Below are 15,171 nucleotides of genomic sequence, written 5' to 3'. Positions count from 1 at the left end.
TCATGACTATTCGAACAATGTTTCTGTCCGTCGCGCTCTTGTCCGCAATTCCTTCACTCGCTCTCGCCAAGGTCCAGGTGGTGACCACTACCGAAGACCTCTCCGCGTTGGCCCGCGAAGTCGGTGGCGATTGGGTGGATGCCACCCCCATCGCGCGAGGCTACCAGGATCCCCATTTTGTGGAGGCCAAGCCCAGCTACCTGCTGAAACTCAAGAGGGCCGATCTGTACATCCAGGTGGGACTCGAACTCGAAGTGGGGTGGGCCACGTCCCTGCTCACCAACGCGAGGAATCCGAGAATCCTCCCTGGCAACATGGGTTTCATGGATGCCTCCGAAGGCTGCAACATCACGCAAAGGCCGGAGGGACGCGTCGATCGCTCGCTCGGCGACGTGCATCCGCTCGGCAATCCCCACTACTGGCTTGATCCCGGCAATGGCCGGATCATCGCGAGGAGTATCGCTCAGAGGCTTGCCGCGTTGGATCGTGATCATGCGAAGGACTACGTGGCCAACTTCGCGCGATTTGAGGTGAAACTTGCAGGCAAAGAGAAGGAGTGGGACACCCTTCTGGCTCCCTACAAAGGAGTCAAGGTCGTCACCTATCATAACTCCTGGCCGAACTTTGCCGGGCGTTTCGGTCTCAACGTGGTGAACTACATCGAGCCCAAGCCGGGGATTCCACCTTCGCCGGCGCATATTCATGACCTGATCGAGCAGGTGCGATCGGAGGCGATCCCCTTGGTGCTGGTGGAACCTTACTTCGATCCGAAACTTCCCGAGAAAGTCGCGCGTGAAGGAGGCGCAACTTTCGTGGTGTTTCCTCCGTCGGTTGGAGGAACGGAAGAAATCAAGACCTATTTCGATCTCTTCGACGCGCAGGTCCGGCGCCTAAGAGAAGCCTTGGAGAATCGGGGGTGATCCGATGATGGAAGTTGCGCAATTCCTGTTCTGGCCGTCGGTCGCGTGCCTCGTCATCACCGGGATCCACGCCTATTTGGGACTCCACGTGGTGGAGCGAGGCGTCATTTTCGTGGATCTTTCCCTGGCGCAAGTGGCTGCCCTGGGCGCGACCATCGCCTTGCTGTGCGGCTTCGAGCTGCACGGCCAGGCCGCCTACCTCTTCTCGCTGGGATTCACCCTGTTGGGAGCGGCGCTCTTTGCCCTGACGAGGGCAAGGAACGGGCGAATTCCCCAGGAAGCGATCATCGGGATCGTGTATGCCATGGGCGCCGCGACTGCGATCTTGATCATGGACAGGCTTCCGGAGGGCGCGGAACACATCAAACACCTGTTGGTGGGGAATCTCCTGGCCGTGACCCCCACCGAAGTAATCAAGCTCGCCGCACTCTACTCCGTGATCGGGGTGTTGCATTGGCTGTGGCGAAAACCATTCCTGGCCATTTCCACGGAGTCGGATGGTGAGGTGAGGCGCAGGTACAATGTGCGAATGTGGGATTTCCTGTTCTACGCGACATTCGGCGTGATGGTAACGTCCTCCGTGGCCATCGCGGGGGTCCTTTTGGTGTTCTCATACTTGATCGTTCCATCGGTCGCGGCAATTCTCTTTTCGGAATCGATCGGGCACCGCTTGGCCATTGGATGGGCGATGGGAACCGTCGTGAGCCTGCTGGGGATGTGGGGGTCCTACCGGTTCGACACCCCCACCGGGGCCACGGTGGTGTGCACGTTCGGAGCCGCGCTCGTTGTGTTGGCTGTGATCCGGCAGTTGACCGCACGCAAGGGCAACATGGCACACCCCTCGCACGGGAGCTGATTCTCCGATATAGTCAGCGGCCAAATGGCCAAAGAACGAGTCTACGTCTCCGGCGCGACCGGCTTCATCGGGTCCCACACGATGAGGGTGCTGACCGAGCGGGGCTACCGTGTCCGGATCTCGCGCCGGAAAAGCTCCAAGATCGAGAATCTTGCCGCTCACCAGAACGGCGTTGAAATCCTCGATGGAGATCTGGGCGATCTGGCTTTCGCCAAGGAGTGTGTCAAAGGATGCGACGGTGTGATCCACCTGGCCGGGTGGGTGAGGATGAGCGTGGATCCCAAGCTCGAACAGGAAGTGATCCGGTCGAATTATCAGACCACCCGGAACGTGTTCGAGGCCTGCCGGGCCGCTGGGACCCCGAGAGTTGTTTTCCTCGGCTCGATCTTCGGTTTCGGGCGGGGTGAAGGACGCGAGGCCGCGGACGAAACCGTCCAATTCAATCTTGAAGATCTGGCGCGGAAGGTTCCTTACGTGCGGGCCAAGAAGCAGTGCGAAGAGGCGAGGGACGAGTTCGTCGGGAAGGGCGTGCCGGTGGTCACCGTGTATCCCAATTTTTGCTTTGGAGAAGGCGATGTGTATCTCTCTTCGTCGCGCGCCATCGTCCCCTATTTGAAGGGGCAGATGAGCGTGTACCTGGACGGCGGGATCAACGTGCAGGGCGTGGATGACGCGGGCGCATCCCTGGTCCTCGGCCTGGAAAAGGGCAAGGCCGGAGAAAAATATCTCTCGGGCGGGGAGAACCTGGAATATCGTGAGATGTACCGGATCCTGGAGAGCGCGACGGGTATCAAGGCTCCTCGTCGAGCCGTGAATCCCGCCTTGCTGAACATCTTCTATCGACTTCCGCGCGCGGCACTGGTACCCGTGGAACGATTTCTGTACAGCCGGCTCAAACTCGAAATGGGTATGGTCCTGATCGCGGCGAAGCGGTACTGGTACTACTCCGACGCGAAAATCCGTCGAGATCTCGGTTACGTTTCTCAGCCCGCCCCCGTGGTGCTGGGCAAAGCCGCCCGCTGGCTCCAATCCCATCTTCGCCTCTCCGTGTCCTGATTGCCCCTTTACTCTTCACTCATCACCCTTCACTATTCACGCTTCAGCAAGGACGGAGGATGCAGGGGCTCTGGTGGCCCTCCCGGTCTTCAAAACCGGTGCGCTTCACTAAACGGGGCGGGTGGGTTCGATTCCCATCATCCTCCGCCATTTCCGTGGATAAAAGGTGACAGTATACTCTATTCACGCGCATTAGAGTATACTGTCACCTGTTATGCTCCGCACGTACTGAGCGCCGTCGAAGCATAGGCGGGACCCAAAGGGTGACAACTGGAAAACCTGGGGCGTTTCGTCTATAAGAGTTGCTAACGAATGATCACGCTGGCCAGAACGTGTGTGCTGTCCCTTCTTGCAGCGGCCTTGGCCTTCACCGATTCCGAACCGTATCCCTACCCGTACCCGTTCAAGAGCCCTCTCGATCTGGGTCGGTGCGTATCGCCCGGGGAAATCCTGGCCCTGGCGCCCGCGGGATTCGAGGTCCTGGATGTAGGCGTGGAAGGGGGCTGGGTCAGTACCGAACGAGGTCGTGATGGACGAAGGCGCGCGCTCGTGGGCTTCGACATGGAAGCTCCGGAGGGGCCTCGGCCATACCGGCTCTCCTACGCCATCCACGGCCGCCCCCACACCTTTTCCGGCGAGGTGACGGTGTGTCATGCCGTTCGATCCTGGGAGGGATTCGGACGACGACGAGGGAACAGGGACCCACGGGTCATCGAGCGGGTGCGGCGCGAAAAGGCTCAGATGAATCGGATTTTCTGGACGGTTCGTCCAGGTTTTCAATGGTCGGTCCCTTTTGCTTCGCCGGTGGAAGGCGAATTGAAAGTGACGAGCCGATTTGCGGCGCGTCGGTTTGCGGGGGGGGACGCCCTCATGCCGCACACAGGTGTAGATCTGCGCGCGAGGTCCGGGACTCCAATCAACGCGGTGAGCGAGGGGACCGTGGCCTTGGTGGATCGGTTCCTGCTCGAGGGCAATGTGGTGATTCTGGACCATGGCGGAGGATTGCACTCGCTGTATGCCCACCTCTCCCGGGTCGACGTGAAAGAGGGGCAGGCGGTGACACGCGGACAAGCCCTCGGTCTTGCCGGACGTACAGGTCATGCCCGCGGAGCACACCTCCACATGGGCGTGCGGCTCATGGGTGCGCGGATCGATCCGATGTCCCTACTTCGATTGGGCGGCTTGGAAGCGGCCGAAGACTCCGGTCCGGCGGCGGAAGGGATGTTTGCGGACCTTCATCTCTACCGACGCCGACTGTAGTTCCTCCTGTGCGATGGGAGCAAGGGCCCGCTTGCACGGGATGAAACGTTTCTGGATCTCCACCACGCTTCTCTGGGCCATCCTCATCATCCAGGCCCCGCCGGCGCTGAGCGACGATATCGGGCTGGTGTTCGCGCACGATCCGGCCGCGCCGCCCGCCCTGGCGGCCAATGCCCTGCTCCTCGTGGAACAGGGGGTCAAACGCGAGGGTCTGTCGGTTTCCCGAATCGATCCGGTCGCACTCCAGCCGACCGCGCCGGCCGATTCCCCTCCCGTTCCGGAATGGATCGAGAAGGCCTGGCTGGCCTACAAATACTTCAATTTCGACGAGGCGACGACCCATCTCGATCATGCCGAGGAGGCGCTCCTGAGCTGGGGCGACTCCCCGGAGGCGTTGAGAAAGGCCCTGTTCGACATCAAGGTATTTCAGGCCATGTTGTCTCTTGTCCGGCAGGATCGGGTGGGGGCCTCCAAACTTTTGCGGAAGGCGGCGGACCTCGGCACGGCGGCATGGATCGATCCACTGAGGTTTCCACCGGGAGTGAGCACGCTCTTCAATGCCGTGGCACAGGAGATCGAGCGCGAGGCGACCGTCCCCGTGCACGTGGTGTCCGAGCCGGGGTCGGCCACCGTGATCATCGACGGGAAGCCGATGGGCGAAACTCCGTTGACGGTTCCGCTGCGCTCGGGGCTGACCTACCTGTTTCAACTCGAGAGGGATGACACGCGCCCATTCGTTCAGCGCATCTCGCTGCCGCTCCCGGAGAACACACTGAAGGCCTACCTCACGCCGCGTCAAGGCTCCGAAATGGTGGCTTCAACGGTTAAAGAGTTTTTTTCCCAACCCACCGTGTCGGCCGTTCCCTTTCAGCGGGTGGCCGGCCTCTTGGGCGTGAACACGGTATGCATGGCGAAGGTTGAATCGAGCGGGGAGCATTGGAGGCTGGCGTGGGCCCTTTATCGGGAGGGGAAGGGAATCGCCATCGGTGATCCGATCGAACTTTCAGGAGCGGACGACCAGGAAGAATTCGGAAAGAACAACCCGGAATTGGAGCGCGTGGTCCAACGGATACTCCAGTGGCATCGCGGTGAAAAACCGCCGCTCGCCTTCGCCTCCATCATCCGGAAAAAGTGGTTCTGGCCGACGGTCGTGGGCGTGGCCCTGACGGGTGCCGCGACCCCCTTCGTGGTGGATGCGTTTCGTCAGGAAGTGGTGACGATCCGGGTGGAGAAGTAGTCGATCAAGCGTTCGGCATTCAGCGCTCAGTCGTCCGCTGCAGAGAAGGCCGGTTCCTGGCTGAGAGCTGACCGCTGACAGCTGATGGCTTGTCCCGCTCGGCGGGGCTCTATTTTAGATTCAGTTTCTTCACCATCCGCTCAAGATACTTCCGGTCGATGCCGGCCGATCGCGCGGATTCCGAGACATTGTAGCCCTTTTCAGAAAGGAGCTGGGAGAGATACCGGCGTTCGAATTGCACGAGAACTTCATGTTTGGCTTCTTTGAAGGGGACGGAGAGGTCCACTTCTCCAGCGGGCGCCTCTTCGCGCGGTGTAAGGGCTTCCCGGGGATCTGAAAAAACAAGCATCTTCTGAACGGTGTTCCGGAGCTCCCTCACATTGCCGGGCCAACTGTACGATTGGAAGAGGGGAACGGCTTCGGGAGGTAGCCGGTAGTCGGGAGGGGCGTTGAACTCCTTGAGGAACTTGTCGATAAGTACGGGAACATCCTCGCGCCGCTCCCGGAGCGGAGGCATCGTGATACGAATGGTGTTCAGCCGATAGAAAAGATCCTTCCGGAATCGATTCTTCTCGACTTCCTCCTCCAGGTTCTTGTTCGTGGCGGCGATGAAACGGACGTCCACGTGTGCCATCGTGGTGGAACCGACTTTCTTCACCTCGCGCTGTTCCAGGGCGCGGAGGAGCTTGGGTTGGAGTTCCAGATCCAGTTCGCCGATCTCATCGAGAAACAGTGTTCCCCGGTGCGCCTGCTCGACGGCGCCGATTTTGTCGGAGTGTGCCCCCGTAAAGGAGCCTCGAACGTGGCCGAACAATTCGCTCTCGGCCAGGTTTTTGGGCACGGAGCCGCCGTCGAAGACCACGAAAGGACCGGATTTGCGGGGGCCGGATTGATGAATGGCGCGGGCCGCGAGGTCTTTTCCGGTGCCCGTTTCGCCCTCGATGAGCACCGTTACATCCTTCCCGGCTACTTTCTCCAACAAGGCGAAGCTTCGGCGGAGAAGGACGCTGATCCCGACCAGTTCGCCGAAAACGGTCTTCTCGCTGATGTCGACCTCAACGCGGTCTTTGAGCGGCTCAAAGGTGAAGTGAGTGGCGCCGATGGTCAGCGTCGAATGGGCAGGGACATAGGCCTCGTTGACCTGTACGCCATTGACGAACGTGCCGTTGGTGCTCCCGAGGTCCCGCACGAGAAATCCCTTGGGATCGAGCCGGATCTCCGCGTGGTGGCGCGAGATCGTGTCGTCGGCCAGCACGAGTTGGTTGTCCGGCGCCGAGCCGATGCGGATCTGATCCCGATCGGATACAAATTTCCGTCCTTTCTCGGGGCCCTTCAGAATGCGGAAGAGGAGTTTTCGGTAGACCAGCTTGGTGGGCTTCTCCCCGAGGTAGATGAGCTTGGTGACGGTGTCCGGGGTGAGGTCCATGGAGCGAATCAGCGGTTCAGTTGGAGATCGACGACCAGGTTCTGGGTCTCGCCCTCGCGGATGTCCACCTTGAGGGACTTCTTCATCGGGGTGTACGGATTGCTCAACTGGATTTCATGACGGCCGGCTGCGAGCTTGTAGTGGATCAAAGGAGTGGTCGCGTCCACCGGCCTCCCGTCGATGGTGACGTTGGCCCATGGGGTGGAGCTAAGATTCAGGAATCCATGGGCCGCGGGCTCGGCCTGCGTGTGGAGGCTGGTGCCCACTGCCGCGGGGACGGTCTTGGATCCGGCTGAGGAAGCGGTCGCCGGTGTGGTTGAGTCGGGTGCCAGAGAGGGCGGGTGGGGAGCGCTCGGCTCGGCAGCGGCCGAGGGCGACTTCTGGGGAGCCACGACCACCGTCTGGATTTCCTGCTCGCGAAACAACCGTAGCGCGGCCACGGCCGTGGAGATCCCCAGCAGGGCGCCCGCGGCCACGAAGACAGGCGTCCGCCAGGGGCGTGGGGAAGGCGACTCGGCACCCGGAATCACCTTGGTCTGTTTCTCCTCGGTTTCCTCTTGCTCATCATCTTTCGATCCGGTTTGGGCTTGGGCCGGGAACAACTCGCTGACAACGGCGCCCAGCCGGCGTTCCCACCGCTCCGATCCGAAGCGATGGAGGAACCGTCTCAACTCGTCCTCCAACCCGGCTGCCGAGGCGTATCGCTCCTCGGGGTTGGCCTCCAGCGCCTTGCTGACGATGGGGAGGAGTCCTTCCGGAATCCCGCTTTCCTTGAAGTTCGGAAGATCCGCGCGGCGAGCCTTCTCGAGAATCTTCATCTCGTTTTCATCGGAGAAGCACTTTCGACCGCAAAGCAATTCGTAGAAAACGAGCCCAAGGGAGTAGAGATCCGAACGGTGGTCGATGTCCTCGCCACGCGCCTGCTCGGGCGACATGTAGCTCCATTTACCCTTAAGGATATGTACGGAAGTCTGTGGATTGACGGCTATTTTCGCAATTCCAAAATCGCCGAGTTTGGCCTCTCCTTCGCAGGAGATGTAGATGTTGGAGGGACTCACATCGCGATGGATGATATTCAGGCGGCGGCCCATGCGGTCCTGCTTCGTGTGGGCGTACTCCAATGCGGCAGCGATCTCGGCGACGATGAACACCGCCAACGGCTCCGGGATGCGGTTTCGCAAATGACCCAGGGCACGGAGCACTTGGCCGAGGTCCTTGCCCTCGACGTAGTCCATGACGAGATAGTGGTAGCCGTCCGCTTCCCCTTGGTCGAAAACCGAGACAATGTTCTTGTGGGAGAGGGAAAAGGCGACTTTGACTTCGTGAAGGAACATGTTGCGAAGTTGGTCGTCGTCGGCCCACTGCGGCAGGATCTTCTTGACGGCCACGATCTTCTCGGCGCCGCGGTCGGTGCGGAGGCGAGCCTTGTAGACTTCGGCCATGCCGCCGAATCCGATCCGTTCGAGAATCTCGTACCGACCGATGGCGGTTTGCTGGGCAGAGCGCGAACGCCCGGGTCTCCTCCCGACCGATTGCATGGCTGAGGGTTTGAAGTCTAACATGCGGGGTCGGTGCGCGCAATGAAGATGGATGAAAAACGCGAAATTCGTGTCGTGACGCAGGGTGTGCCTTGGAGAATCGTGGGCCGGGTCTCGGCGTGGTTCGTGCCGGGCCGGGTGGCGGTCACGATGGGTCGAAAGGTGTTCGCCTACGTGTTGCCTCTGCCGGAAAAGGTGCTTGAACACGAACGTGTGCACATATTGCAGTTTGAGCGGGAGGGGTTCAAGATGTGGCCGAAGTACATGTGGTTTTTCGTTCGCAACTGGCTCCGGTTCCGCGATCGCCGCACGGCATATCTTGAGAACCCGTACGAGGTGGAAGCCCGTGGCGAAATCCGCACCGTTTGAGTCGGCCCCCGTGTTCGCGACCTGCCTGATCGTCCTCACCCTCCTCCTGGGCGAGGAGGCGGCCTACGCGGATGAGAAAGCCGCCCAGGGAGCACCCAGTTCCGTCCGGCCGAAGGAGAAGGCGTGGCTCCTCGTCCAGAAAAGCCAATTCGAGGAGCAGGTGTTCAAGATCGAGCTCTATCTGCAAGCCGACCGGATCCGCGTGAACATGTCCGGCGAGCCTTCGCCGACCGACGGCACGCTCCGAGTGGACAAAACCGAGATCTGGAATCTTCGGGAAGGGCGAATCTCGAATGTCGACCACGTCCGGAAAACGGCGTACTTCACACCGCTCACGGAAGACCGGGACCAGATTATCGGTGAGTTCGGCGGTCGGAATGAAGGCCTGAGCCTGCGTCCCCTGGGGACGAAGCGAAAAGTTTCCACTTATGCGTGCTCGGAATACGAGGTGGTTGTTTCGGGTGAGGCATTCGGCAAAGTCTGCTACTCGAAGGATCTTCCGAAGCCCCTGCTCAAACTCTACCGGGCGGTGGGCGAGAGAATTGAAAAGGCGCGGGGGCCGAGTGTGATCACGCAGGTGGACCTCCGTACGGAGGGCTTTCTGATGTCCTATGTGGATGAAGAGAATGCGGTGACCGAGATCACGAGCATCCAAGAGATCCCAATCGGGACCGAGATCTTTGAGGTGCCACCGGACTACCGGGATACTTCCGCCGAGCGCTCCCGGCCTGTTCCCCCGTCTCCGGAAGAAGAGGGGCTGCCGGCGGGAGAGTAGGCAGGCCGCTCCTGCTTCGACGGCGCTCAGCATGAGCGGAAAATGCCGCTCACCCGAGCCTGTCGAAGGGTGGACGGGCCGACGGGCCCCGTTCTTCAGTGGGGGCAGGAGGGGTCGGCGGTCTGGAATCCGTCGATGAGCGGCGCCTCGGCCAACGGAATGGGATCGCACCCATGATCGGTCCCACAGATGAAATCGAACGACTGCGCCTTCACGTGGCAGTCGAAACAATTTCCTCCAAACCGATTGATCGTTTCCCGGGCGCCGCGGGTCTGGATCGTCTTGCCCACCGGGTTGCCTTCGGTGTCGATCTTGGGATCGAGGAAGAAGAATTCCCAGTCGTTTGCCTCGGGGGCGAAGCCGCGGCCGCGTTTGACCATCGCCTCCACGGGTACGAGTTGGATGATCGTGCCGACGGGAAAGGGCCCTTTCTTGTCTCCGCGGGCGACGGCCAAGGCCTCCGCCTGCATTCCAAGCCGGTTGATGATGCGGAACTTTCCGACCCTATCCCAATTCAACATGCAATCGAAATCTGCATCCTGAGCGATGTACTCCACGACGGGGGTTGCGGGCGTCGATTCGGTGCCACACGTTCCCATGCTGAGGCTAGCAGCGGTGAAGGCCCAGAAGTGGACCGGGAAGGTCTTCATTGTCACTGGCGGTCATCGTGCCCGATTCGCTCCGTGGCGTCAACGCGCACAGGGGTCGAGGGGGGGGTGATCCGGGTCACAATCTCAAGTTAGTCGTGAAGATTCCGATGACAAATTCAAAAGGGGACGGTATCCTGATGTCTATGGGGGAAGTGAAAGGGAAAGTGAGTCCATGATCGGAGGCCCGGGGTCATCCATCGCGCTGTCGGCCATGTCGAGCCTAATGCGCCAGTTGTCCGTGACCTCCAACAATATCGCCAATATGAATACCTCCGGGTTCAGCCGGTCGAGAGTGGATCTGCGTGAAATGCCGAGCAACCTTGGGGTGGATGTGGGGCGCGTGGCCGCGGAGATCGGTGGAGGCGCGATCGAGTCGACGGGGATTCCCACGCATATGGCGCTGGCCGGCAATGGGTTTTTCGCGGTCCGCGAATCCGGGAGCGGGCTTTCGTACACCCGCTCGGGGTCGTTCCATTTCAATCGGGATGGCTTCCTTGTGGATTCAGGCGGGAGGCGTGTTCAGGGATTCCAGGTTAATTCGGGTAGCGGGGCGCTCCAGGGGGCGGCCGGAGACATCCAATTGCCATCGGCGGCGGGCAGTGTTCGAGCGACCACCAAAATCGAGTTTTCGGCCAATCTCGATTCCAACTCAGAAATCAAGGCCGCATTCGACGTGAACGATGCGCCGAACACGGCCAATTTCTCCACGTCGGCCACGGTGGTCGATTCGCTGGGGAATCCCCATGCCGTGGAAATGCATTTCCGGAAGGCCGGGACTGACACGGTGACGGACCCGACGACGGGAGTATCCTCGCAGGTGGCTCGATGGGAATGGTATGGCGTGACCTCTGAGAGCGGTACGCCCACGGTGCAGGCCAACGGAACGCTGAGATTTACGAACGACGGACGCCTCTACGATTCGAATACCGCGGATTCGACCTTTGTGTTCTCGGGAGCGAAGAGCCAGGACGTCAGTTTCTCATTTGGAAACCCCGTGTCCAGTGGAGGAACAGGAACGGTTGGCGCCACCCAGTACGCCGCGGACAGCGTGGTGAATGGGATCAGTGGCGATGGATCGGGATACGGCGCCGTGATGGGAACCAGGGTGGATACGAGTGGAACCGTGTTTGCGCTTTACGCCAACGGCCAGTCGTCGCCCGTTGCGCGTGTGGCCGTGGCGACCTTTGCAAGTCCGACGGGACTCAGCCCGCTCGGTGAAAATCTCTTTGCCGCGACCCCGGAGTCCGGTCAGGCGCTGCTTGGAACTCCGGGTACGCGAGGCGCCGGTTCGATTTATTCCGGTGCGTTGGAAACTTCAAACGTCGATCTCTCGACGGAACTCGTTCAGATGCTTCGCACTCAGGGCGGCTACCGCGCCAACCTCCGCCTCCTCACCGTCAACGACTCCCTCACCCAGGAAATCATCAACCTCCGCCGGTAGCGGAGAGCACAATCAGTGTGGGGAAAAGAGGTACAGGGGCTCGGCCGCACGTCGTCGGGGCGGTTCCTCATGACTGTCTACATCCACGTAGCGCCGGGCAGGGCCAAGGTGATCACGGCACGCGACATGTCTGAGAGGCAAAGGCGGCTCTACAACAAAAACCGGAGGAAGAAATGAAGGAAAAAGATATCGTTCGGGGCCCGAAGCAGATGCCTCGGTTCCGGTCCGTTGAAGAAGAGAGCGATTTCTGGGATGAGCACGATCCCCTTGATTACGGCACGTGGCGACGGGTTTCCCTCAGCGAGGTCCTGAGAGACTTCAGAGAGAAATCCGGAGAGCGTTTTCCGGTGACGTTGCGGCTGGACAAGACGCTCATCCGGCATCTCAAGAAGGCCGCCCGGCAGGCGGGAACCAAGTATCAAACGCTAGCCCGGGAAATTCTGTGGCAAAGCCTGCGCCGGGGCTGAAGCGCCGTCCGGGGAGCTTCTCGGAAAAGTAGAGTGTCCCCTTTTCTGGATTCGCTTTCCCGAAAGGCGTATCCTCGGTCCATGAGGATCGATTCGGGGGAATTAGACAGATGACACCTGATGCACCCCGAAGGCACCAGCCCAAAGCCAACCCATTCAACTGGTTGGTCGGATTGTGTCTTCTGCTTGGCTGTGGCTCAGGACACGAAAACGTGATCGCCGAGGTGGAGCCGTAGTATCTCATTGCCGAAGACAGCACTTCAGGAGCACGCGCTTGCAAGGCTGCCACGGGAGATGAGGATACCGGCGTGCGTGGTGGAGAACGGGGAGGAGTCAGGGATGGTTTCTCGCGTGCGAGCACGATCCACCGCATGACACAGGAGGAGCTCGAGGAGGAGATTCGACGACAGGAAGCCTGCGATCAGGGATTGGAAACGATCCGAAAAGAAATCGTCCTTTCCCAGGAGGTGTCCTGTGCCGAAGATGCCGATTGAGTGACGGTGGGCGATCCTTGCTTATGCCCCCATGGAACACGTCGCTCGGAGTTGGTCCGAATTGAAGGATGGGAAAAGGGATGGAGGGAGAGCGGCTGTGAATGCCACGAAATCGCCAGTTGTGCCTCGCTCCCCGGGAAAGAGATATGTGAGAGCGCACGATGCACTTTTGCACCCGCGCCCTTGGATTGGCCCGGCATGTTGACCGCATCGCCCTTGAACGCCACGTCAGTTGCTCTTGAATGGCGAAATCGCGAGGGGGTGACCCACAAGACCGGCGTGGAGCGGCGGGAAGTGGGTTCCGATTTTGCGGAGATCGCGCTTCTCGATCCAGGCACCAACAAGCACGAGGACTCCGGACTGAGAGCAAACACGCGCTACACGTATCGCGTTTACTACGCCAATCGTGGAGGGCGATCTGAACCGAGCAATGAAGCTTCGGCGGTAACCCACCCTCCAGGAGGTGCAGCGAAATAGGATTTCGGCGGAAAAGTAGAATGTCCCCTATTCAGTTCAGTCCGGCTTTGAGTTCGCGGAGGGCCTTCATGCAGGTGGGCTCGCGGGGCTGGATCTTGAGGGCTTCCTCAAATTCCTTGATGGCGCGGAGGATCATGCCCTTCGCCGCGAAGAGGCGCCCGAGATTCATGTAGGGGAAATGTTTCGGGTCGTAGCGCGGCGCGAGTTTCGCTTTTTCAAACCACTCAATGGCCTCGTCGTTCTTGCCCTTGTGAACTAGGTAGGATCCGATGTCGTTGTAAGGATTCCCAAACGTCGGATCGACTTCGATGGCTCTCTTGCATTCCTCAATCGCCTCGTCCACGCGGTTCTGAAAGCTGTAGGCCCATCCCCTGAAGGTGTACGCCTCGGCCGTGGCATGAATCTCGATGGATCGGGTGTAGAGCTCGATGGCCTTCTCGATGTTACCCTCCATCTGGGCGCGTAAACCCTCATTCCAGAGCTCCAAGGCCCGTTTCTTTTCCAGATCGTCGTCCATCGTCAGCCTCGGAAGATGTTTTAAGCCGCCATCGCGGCCCGCGCAACCCGATCGCTTTGCTCGAAGAGCTTCGCGGGCAGATGGAAGGGTGGCTGGGAGAGAACGGTCAGACTATCGGTCACGTAGGCCGGCCTTCGCATTCCCACGAGAACGCACGAGACTCCCGGCATGGAAGTGAGGGCGCGAATCGCTTTTTGAGAGAGGGTCGAAGAGGTTTTGGTCTCGGGATCGAGATCCTCCAGCTCCTGGGTGATGCGCACGGAGCGGACTTGCGCGCGGCTGGAATAGAGCTGAGAGATGGCTTCGGTCAGATCGCCCAGAGCGCGTCCGTACCGACGTGCCCACTCGCGCCAGCCCGCATGGCCCCGGGTGGCCTGATCGAGGTACCCCGCCAACTGCGAAAACCGCGGCCAGACCATCGATTCGGCCACGTGCGTCCAGTGCTCCAAGTTCTCGAAGGAAGCATAGTGGTCCTTCAGCTCGCCGGCGAGGGAGAAGGCTGTCGACGCCCGCTCGTCGATGCCCATCGCGGCGACCTGGGGCCATACCGTGGCGGAAAACTCCTGCTCCAACGCAACGACGGACTGGAGAGCCTTCTGAATTCGATTTTGAGTGAGCGCCTCGTCCTCCGTCGGGAAATCCGCGAGACGAATCATGGCGTTTCCCGTGATTGCGTTCAGCGGGCGGTTGATCAAGACCCCGATGCCGTTCTCACGGGCAAGTTCCAGAACGCTCACCGTGCCTGAGCGTTGATTCTTGCGGGTCCATCCGCCAGATTCAAACAGATTCATGGGCAGTTGCAGCGCGGTGAAATGCGAGGAGGGGCCCATTTCGCCGGCGGCCTTGAGGATGTCTTCCAGGGAGGTGGCTTCCGGATCATCCGCCGCGGAAGGGAATGTGTTGGAAGAAATCCCGTAGCCGGAGATGCGACCCGCCCGCGCCTGTTGATCGAGCCATTCGAATGCCTGCCGAATCCGCCGATAGTACTCCTTTCGGAGCGTCGCGATCGAATCGGGCTGCTTTTTCCGCGCGTAACCCAGATAGTATTCGGGATTGTGGAGCAGGTAGACGTCGATGCAGTCCAGACCGAGCCGCGCCAGCGAACGTTGAAGTTGATCCTCCAGGAAATCCGGATGGAGACAATGCCAGCAGCCATCCATGTAGGGAACGACTTCCGGGAAGGGCCTGCCGGCCTTCTCGCGTTCTTCCGCCACGCGCAGGTTTTCTCCCTGCATGTAGCCGACTTTGGAAACGACGACGACCTGTTCCCGCTTGAGCTTGTCTTTTGAGATCAACTCCTGGAGTACGTGACCGATGAGCGTCTCACTGCCGCCGTCGGTGTAATTGCTGGAGGTATCGATGAGGTTGGAACCTCGCAAGAGAGCGGCGGAGAGGGCTTCGGCGTGAGTTTCGTCCGATGGATGGATGCGGTATCCCCCAAATCCCACCGGCCCGGTGGTCAGACCGGTCTTGCCGAAGGAACGAAACCCATTCCCCGTGGCCGTGTGTGTGCGCGCATACGCGGCGGTGCCTTCTTCGGTGGCGTGCCCCCGAATCATTCCACAACGCTAACATGGCCACGGGGGGTCCACAAGACGAACGCGGATCGTTCCTTCCTGTCAGCGTCGTTCCAGCGTTTTTCAATCATGTTTTTGGGTCATCTATGGTAGACTGCCCGCCGCATGGGA

16 protein-coding genes and 1 tRNA gene are annotated in these 15,171 nt (G+C 60.3%); 12 read left to right on the top strand and 5 right to left on the bottom strand.

Going from position 1 to position 15,171, the window contains the following annotated elements:
- The first annotated feature begins 2 nt into the window (after positions 1-2).
- From HYT87_08770 to HYT87_08745, 6 genes are all read left to right on the top strand, one after another.
- A complete protein-coding gene (locus HYT87_08770; GenBank protein ID MBI2059848.1) occupies positions 3-920 on the top strand; it encodes a zinc ABC transporter substrate-binding protein in 918 nt (305 codons plus the stop codon).
- 7 nt (positions 921-927) lie between these two features.
- Positions 928-1,776: a metal ABC transporter permease gene (locus tag HYT87_08765; protein ID MBI2059847.1), complete on the top strand. Its 849-nt coding sequence runs from the start codon at positions 928-930 to the stop codon at positions 1,774-1,776.
- 24 nt (positions 1,777-1,800) lie between these two features.
- Positions 1,801-2,832 carry an NAD-dependent epimerase/dehydratase family protein gene (locus HYT87_08760; GenBank protein ID MBI2059846.1) on the top strand — a complete coding sequence of 344 codons (1,032 nt, stop codon included), beginning with the start codon at positions 1,801-1,803 and terminating at the stop codon, positions 2,830-2,832.
- A gap of 54 nt (positions 2,833-2,886) precedes the next feature.
- A tRNA-Sec gene (locus HYT87_08755) sits at positions 2,887-2,982 on the top strand.
- Positions 2,983-3,144: 162 nt separating this feature from the next.
- A complete protein-coding gene (locus HYT87_08750) occupies positions 3,145-4,092 on the top strand; it encodes a M23 family metallopeptidase (GenBank protein ID MBI2059845.1) in 948 nt (315 codons plus the stop codon).
- Between the two features lie 40 nt (positions 4,093-4,132).
- On the top strand, positions 4,133-5,329 hold the full coding sequence (locus HYT87_08745; GenBank protein MBI2059844.1) for a PEGA domain-containing protein: 1,197 nt from the start codon (positions 4,133-4,135) through the stop codon (positions 5,327-5,329).
- Between the two features lie 109 nt (positions 5,330-5,438).
- Here the strand turns inward: HYT87_08745 and HYT87_08740 are convergent, their stop codons facing one another.
- Both HYT87_08740 and HYT87_08735 read right to left on the bottom strand, forming a co-directional pair.
- Positions 5,439-6,755, bottom strand: a complete 1,317-nt coding sequence (locus HYT87_08740; GenBank protein MBI2059843.1) for a sigma 54-interacting transcriptional regulator — start codon at positions 6,753-6,755, stop codon at positions 5,439-5,441.
- Between the two features lie 8 nt (positions 6,756-6,763).
- On the bottom strand, positions 6,764-8,293 hold the full coding sequence (locus tag HYT87_08735; GenBank protein ID MBI2059842.1) for a protein kinase: 1,530 nt from the start codon (positions 8,291-8,293) through the stop codon (positions 6,764-6,766).
- Between the two features lie 48 nt (positions 8,294-8,341).
- On the opposite strand from HYT87_08735, the gene HYT87_08730 reads away from it, so the two are divergent.
- On the top strand, positions 8,342-8,662 hold the full coding sequence (locus tag HYT87_08730) for a hypothetical protein (GenBank protein MBI2059841.1): 321 nt from the start codon (positions 8,342-8,344) through the stop codon (positions 8,660-8,662).
- Positions 8,640-9,437, top strand: coding sequence for a DUF4412 domain-containing protein (locus HYT87_08725; protein ID MBI2059840.1), 798 nt, complete (start codon positions 8,640-8,642; stop codon positions 9,435-9,437). The genes HYT87_08730 and HYT87_08725 overlap by 23 nt, the downstream gene beginning before the upstream one ends.
- Positions 9,438-9,532: 95 nt before the next feature.
- Here the strand turns inward: HYT87_08725 and HYT87_08720 are convergent, their stop codons facing one another.
- Positions 9,533-10,087 (bottom strand): hypothetical protein, encoded by a 555-nt coding sequence (locus HYT87_08720; protein MBI2059839.1) that lies wholly within the window; start codon positions 10,085-10,087, stop codon positions 9,533-9,535.
- 172 nt (positions 10,088-10,259) lie between these two features.
- On the opposite strand from HYT87_08720, the gene HYT87_08715 reads away from it, so the two are divergent.
- The 4 genes from HYT87_08715 (at position 10,260) to HYT87_08700 (ending at position 12,966) form a co-directional block, all read left to right on the top strand.
- Complete coding sequence (locus HYT87_08715) at positions 10,260-11,528, top strand: flagellar hook protein FlgE (GenBank protein MBI2059838.1); 1,269 nt, start codon at positions 10,260-10,262, stop codon at positions 11,526-11,528.
- Between the two features lie 173 nt (positions 11,529-11,701).
- The gene (locus HYT87_08710) at positions 11,702-11,995 is read left to right on the top strand and encodes a hypothetical protein (protein MBI2059837.1); all 294 of its coding nucleotides are present in this window, start codon (positions 11,702-11,704) and stop codon (positions 11,993-11,995) included.
- Between the two features lie 308 nt (positions 11,996-12,303).
- Positions 12,304-12,489: a hypothetical protein gene (locus HYT87_08705; protein ID MBI2059836.1), complete on the top strand. Its 186-nt coding sequence runs from the start codon at positions 12,304-12,306 to the stop codon at positions 12,487-12,489.
- 198 nt (positions 12,490-12,687) lie between these two features.
- Positions 12,688-12,966 (top strand): fibronectin type III domain-containing protein, encoded by a 279-nt coding sequence (locus HYT87_08700; GenBank protein MBI2059835.1) that lies wholly within the window; start codon positions 12,688-12,690, stop codon positions 12,964-12,966.
- A gap of 31 nt (positions 12,967-12,997) precedes the next feature.
- Here the strand turns inward: HYT87_08700 and HYT87_08695 are convergent, their stop codons facing one another.
- Both HYT87_08695 and HYT87_08690 read right to left on the bottom strand, forming a co-directional pair.
- A complete protein-coding gene (locus HYT87_08695) occupies positions 12,998-13,483 on the bottom strand; it encodes a tetratricopeptide repeat protein (GenBank protein ID MBI2059834.1) in 486 nt (161 codons plus the stop codon).
- A gap of 20 nt (positions 13,484-13,503) precedes the next feature.
- Positions 13,504-15,042 carry an aldo/keto reductase gene (locus HYT87_08690; GenBank protein MBI2059833.1) on the bottom strand — a complete coding sequence of 513 codons (1,539 nt, stop codon included), beginning with the start codon at positions 15,040-15,042 and terminating at the stop codon, positions 13,504-13,506.
- Between the last annotated feature and the right edge of the window lie 129 nt (positions 15,043-15,171).

This window comes from Nitrospirota bacterium, assembly GCA_016180645.1.
Taxonomy (GTDB): Bacteria; JACPQY01; JACPQY01; order JACPQY01; family JACPQY01; genus JACPAV01.
The sequence above is the reverse complement of the archived record's forward strand: the minus strand, read 5'-3'. Positions and strand labels throughout refer to the sequence as shown.

What these genes read in the sequence shown, in the direction of transcription:
- HYT87_08770 (MBI2059848.1), top strand. Translation starts at nt 3, where the DNA reads ATGACTATTCGAACAATGTTTCTGTCCGTCGCGCTCTTGTCCGCAATT.
- HYT87_08765 (MBI2059847.1), top strand. Translation starts at nt 928, where the DNA reads ATGGAAGTTGCGCAATTCCTGTTCTGGCCGTCGGTCGCGTGCCTCGTC.
- HYT87_08760 (MBI2059846.1), top strand. Translation starts at nt 1,801, where the DNA reads ATGGCCAAAGAACGAGTCTACGTCTCCGGCGCGACCGGCTTCATCGGG.
- HYT87_08750 (MBI2059845.1), top strand. Translation starts at nt 3,145, where the DNA reads ATGATCACGCTGGCCAGAACGTGTGTGCTGTCCCTTCTTGCAGCGGCC.
- HYT87_08745 (MBI2059844.1), top strand. Translation starts at nt 4,133, where the DNA reads ATGAAACGTTTCTGGATCTCCACCACGCTTCTCTGGGCCATCCTCATC.
- HYT87_08740 (MBI2059843.1), bottom strand. Translation starts at nt 6,755, where the DNA reads ATGGACCTCACCCCGGACACCGTCACCAAGCTCATCTACCTCGGGGAG.
- HYT87_08735 (MBI2059842.1), bottom strand. Translation starts at nt 8,293, where the DNA reads ATGCAATCGGTCGGGAGGAGACCCGGGCGTTCGCGCTCTGCCCAGCAA.
- HYT87_08730 (MBI2059841.1), top strand. Translation starts at nt 8,342, where the DNA reads ATGGATGAAAAACGCGAAATTCGTGTCGTGACGCAGGGTGTGCCTTGG.
- HYT87_08720 (MBI2059839.1), bottom strand. Translation starts at nt 10,087, where the DNA reads ATGAAGACCTTCCCGGTCCACTTCTGGGCCTTCACCGCTGCTAGCCTC.
- HYT87_08715 (MBI2059838.1), top strand. Translation starts at nt 10,260, where the DNA reads ATGATCGGAGGCCCGGGGTCATCCATCGCGCTGTCGGCCATGTCGAGC.
- HYT87_08710 (MBI2059837.1), top strand. Translation starts at nt 11,702, where the DNA reads ATGAAGGAAAAAGATATCGTTCGGGGCCCGAAGCAGATGCCTCGGTTC.
- HYT87_08700 (MBI2059835.1), top strand. Translation starts at nt 12,688, where the DNA reads ATGTTGACCGCATCGCCCTTGAACGCCACGTCAGTTGCTCTTGAATGG.
- HYT87_08695 (MBI2059834.1), bottom strand. Translation starts at nt 13,483, where the DNA reads ATGGACGACGATCTGGAAAAGAAACGGGCCTTGGAGCTCTGGAATGAG.
- HYT87_08690 (MBI2059833.1), bottom strand. Translation starts at nt 15,042, where the DNA reads ATGATTCGGGGGCACGCCACCGAAGAAGGCACCGCCGCGTATGCGCGC.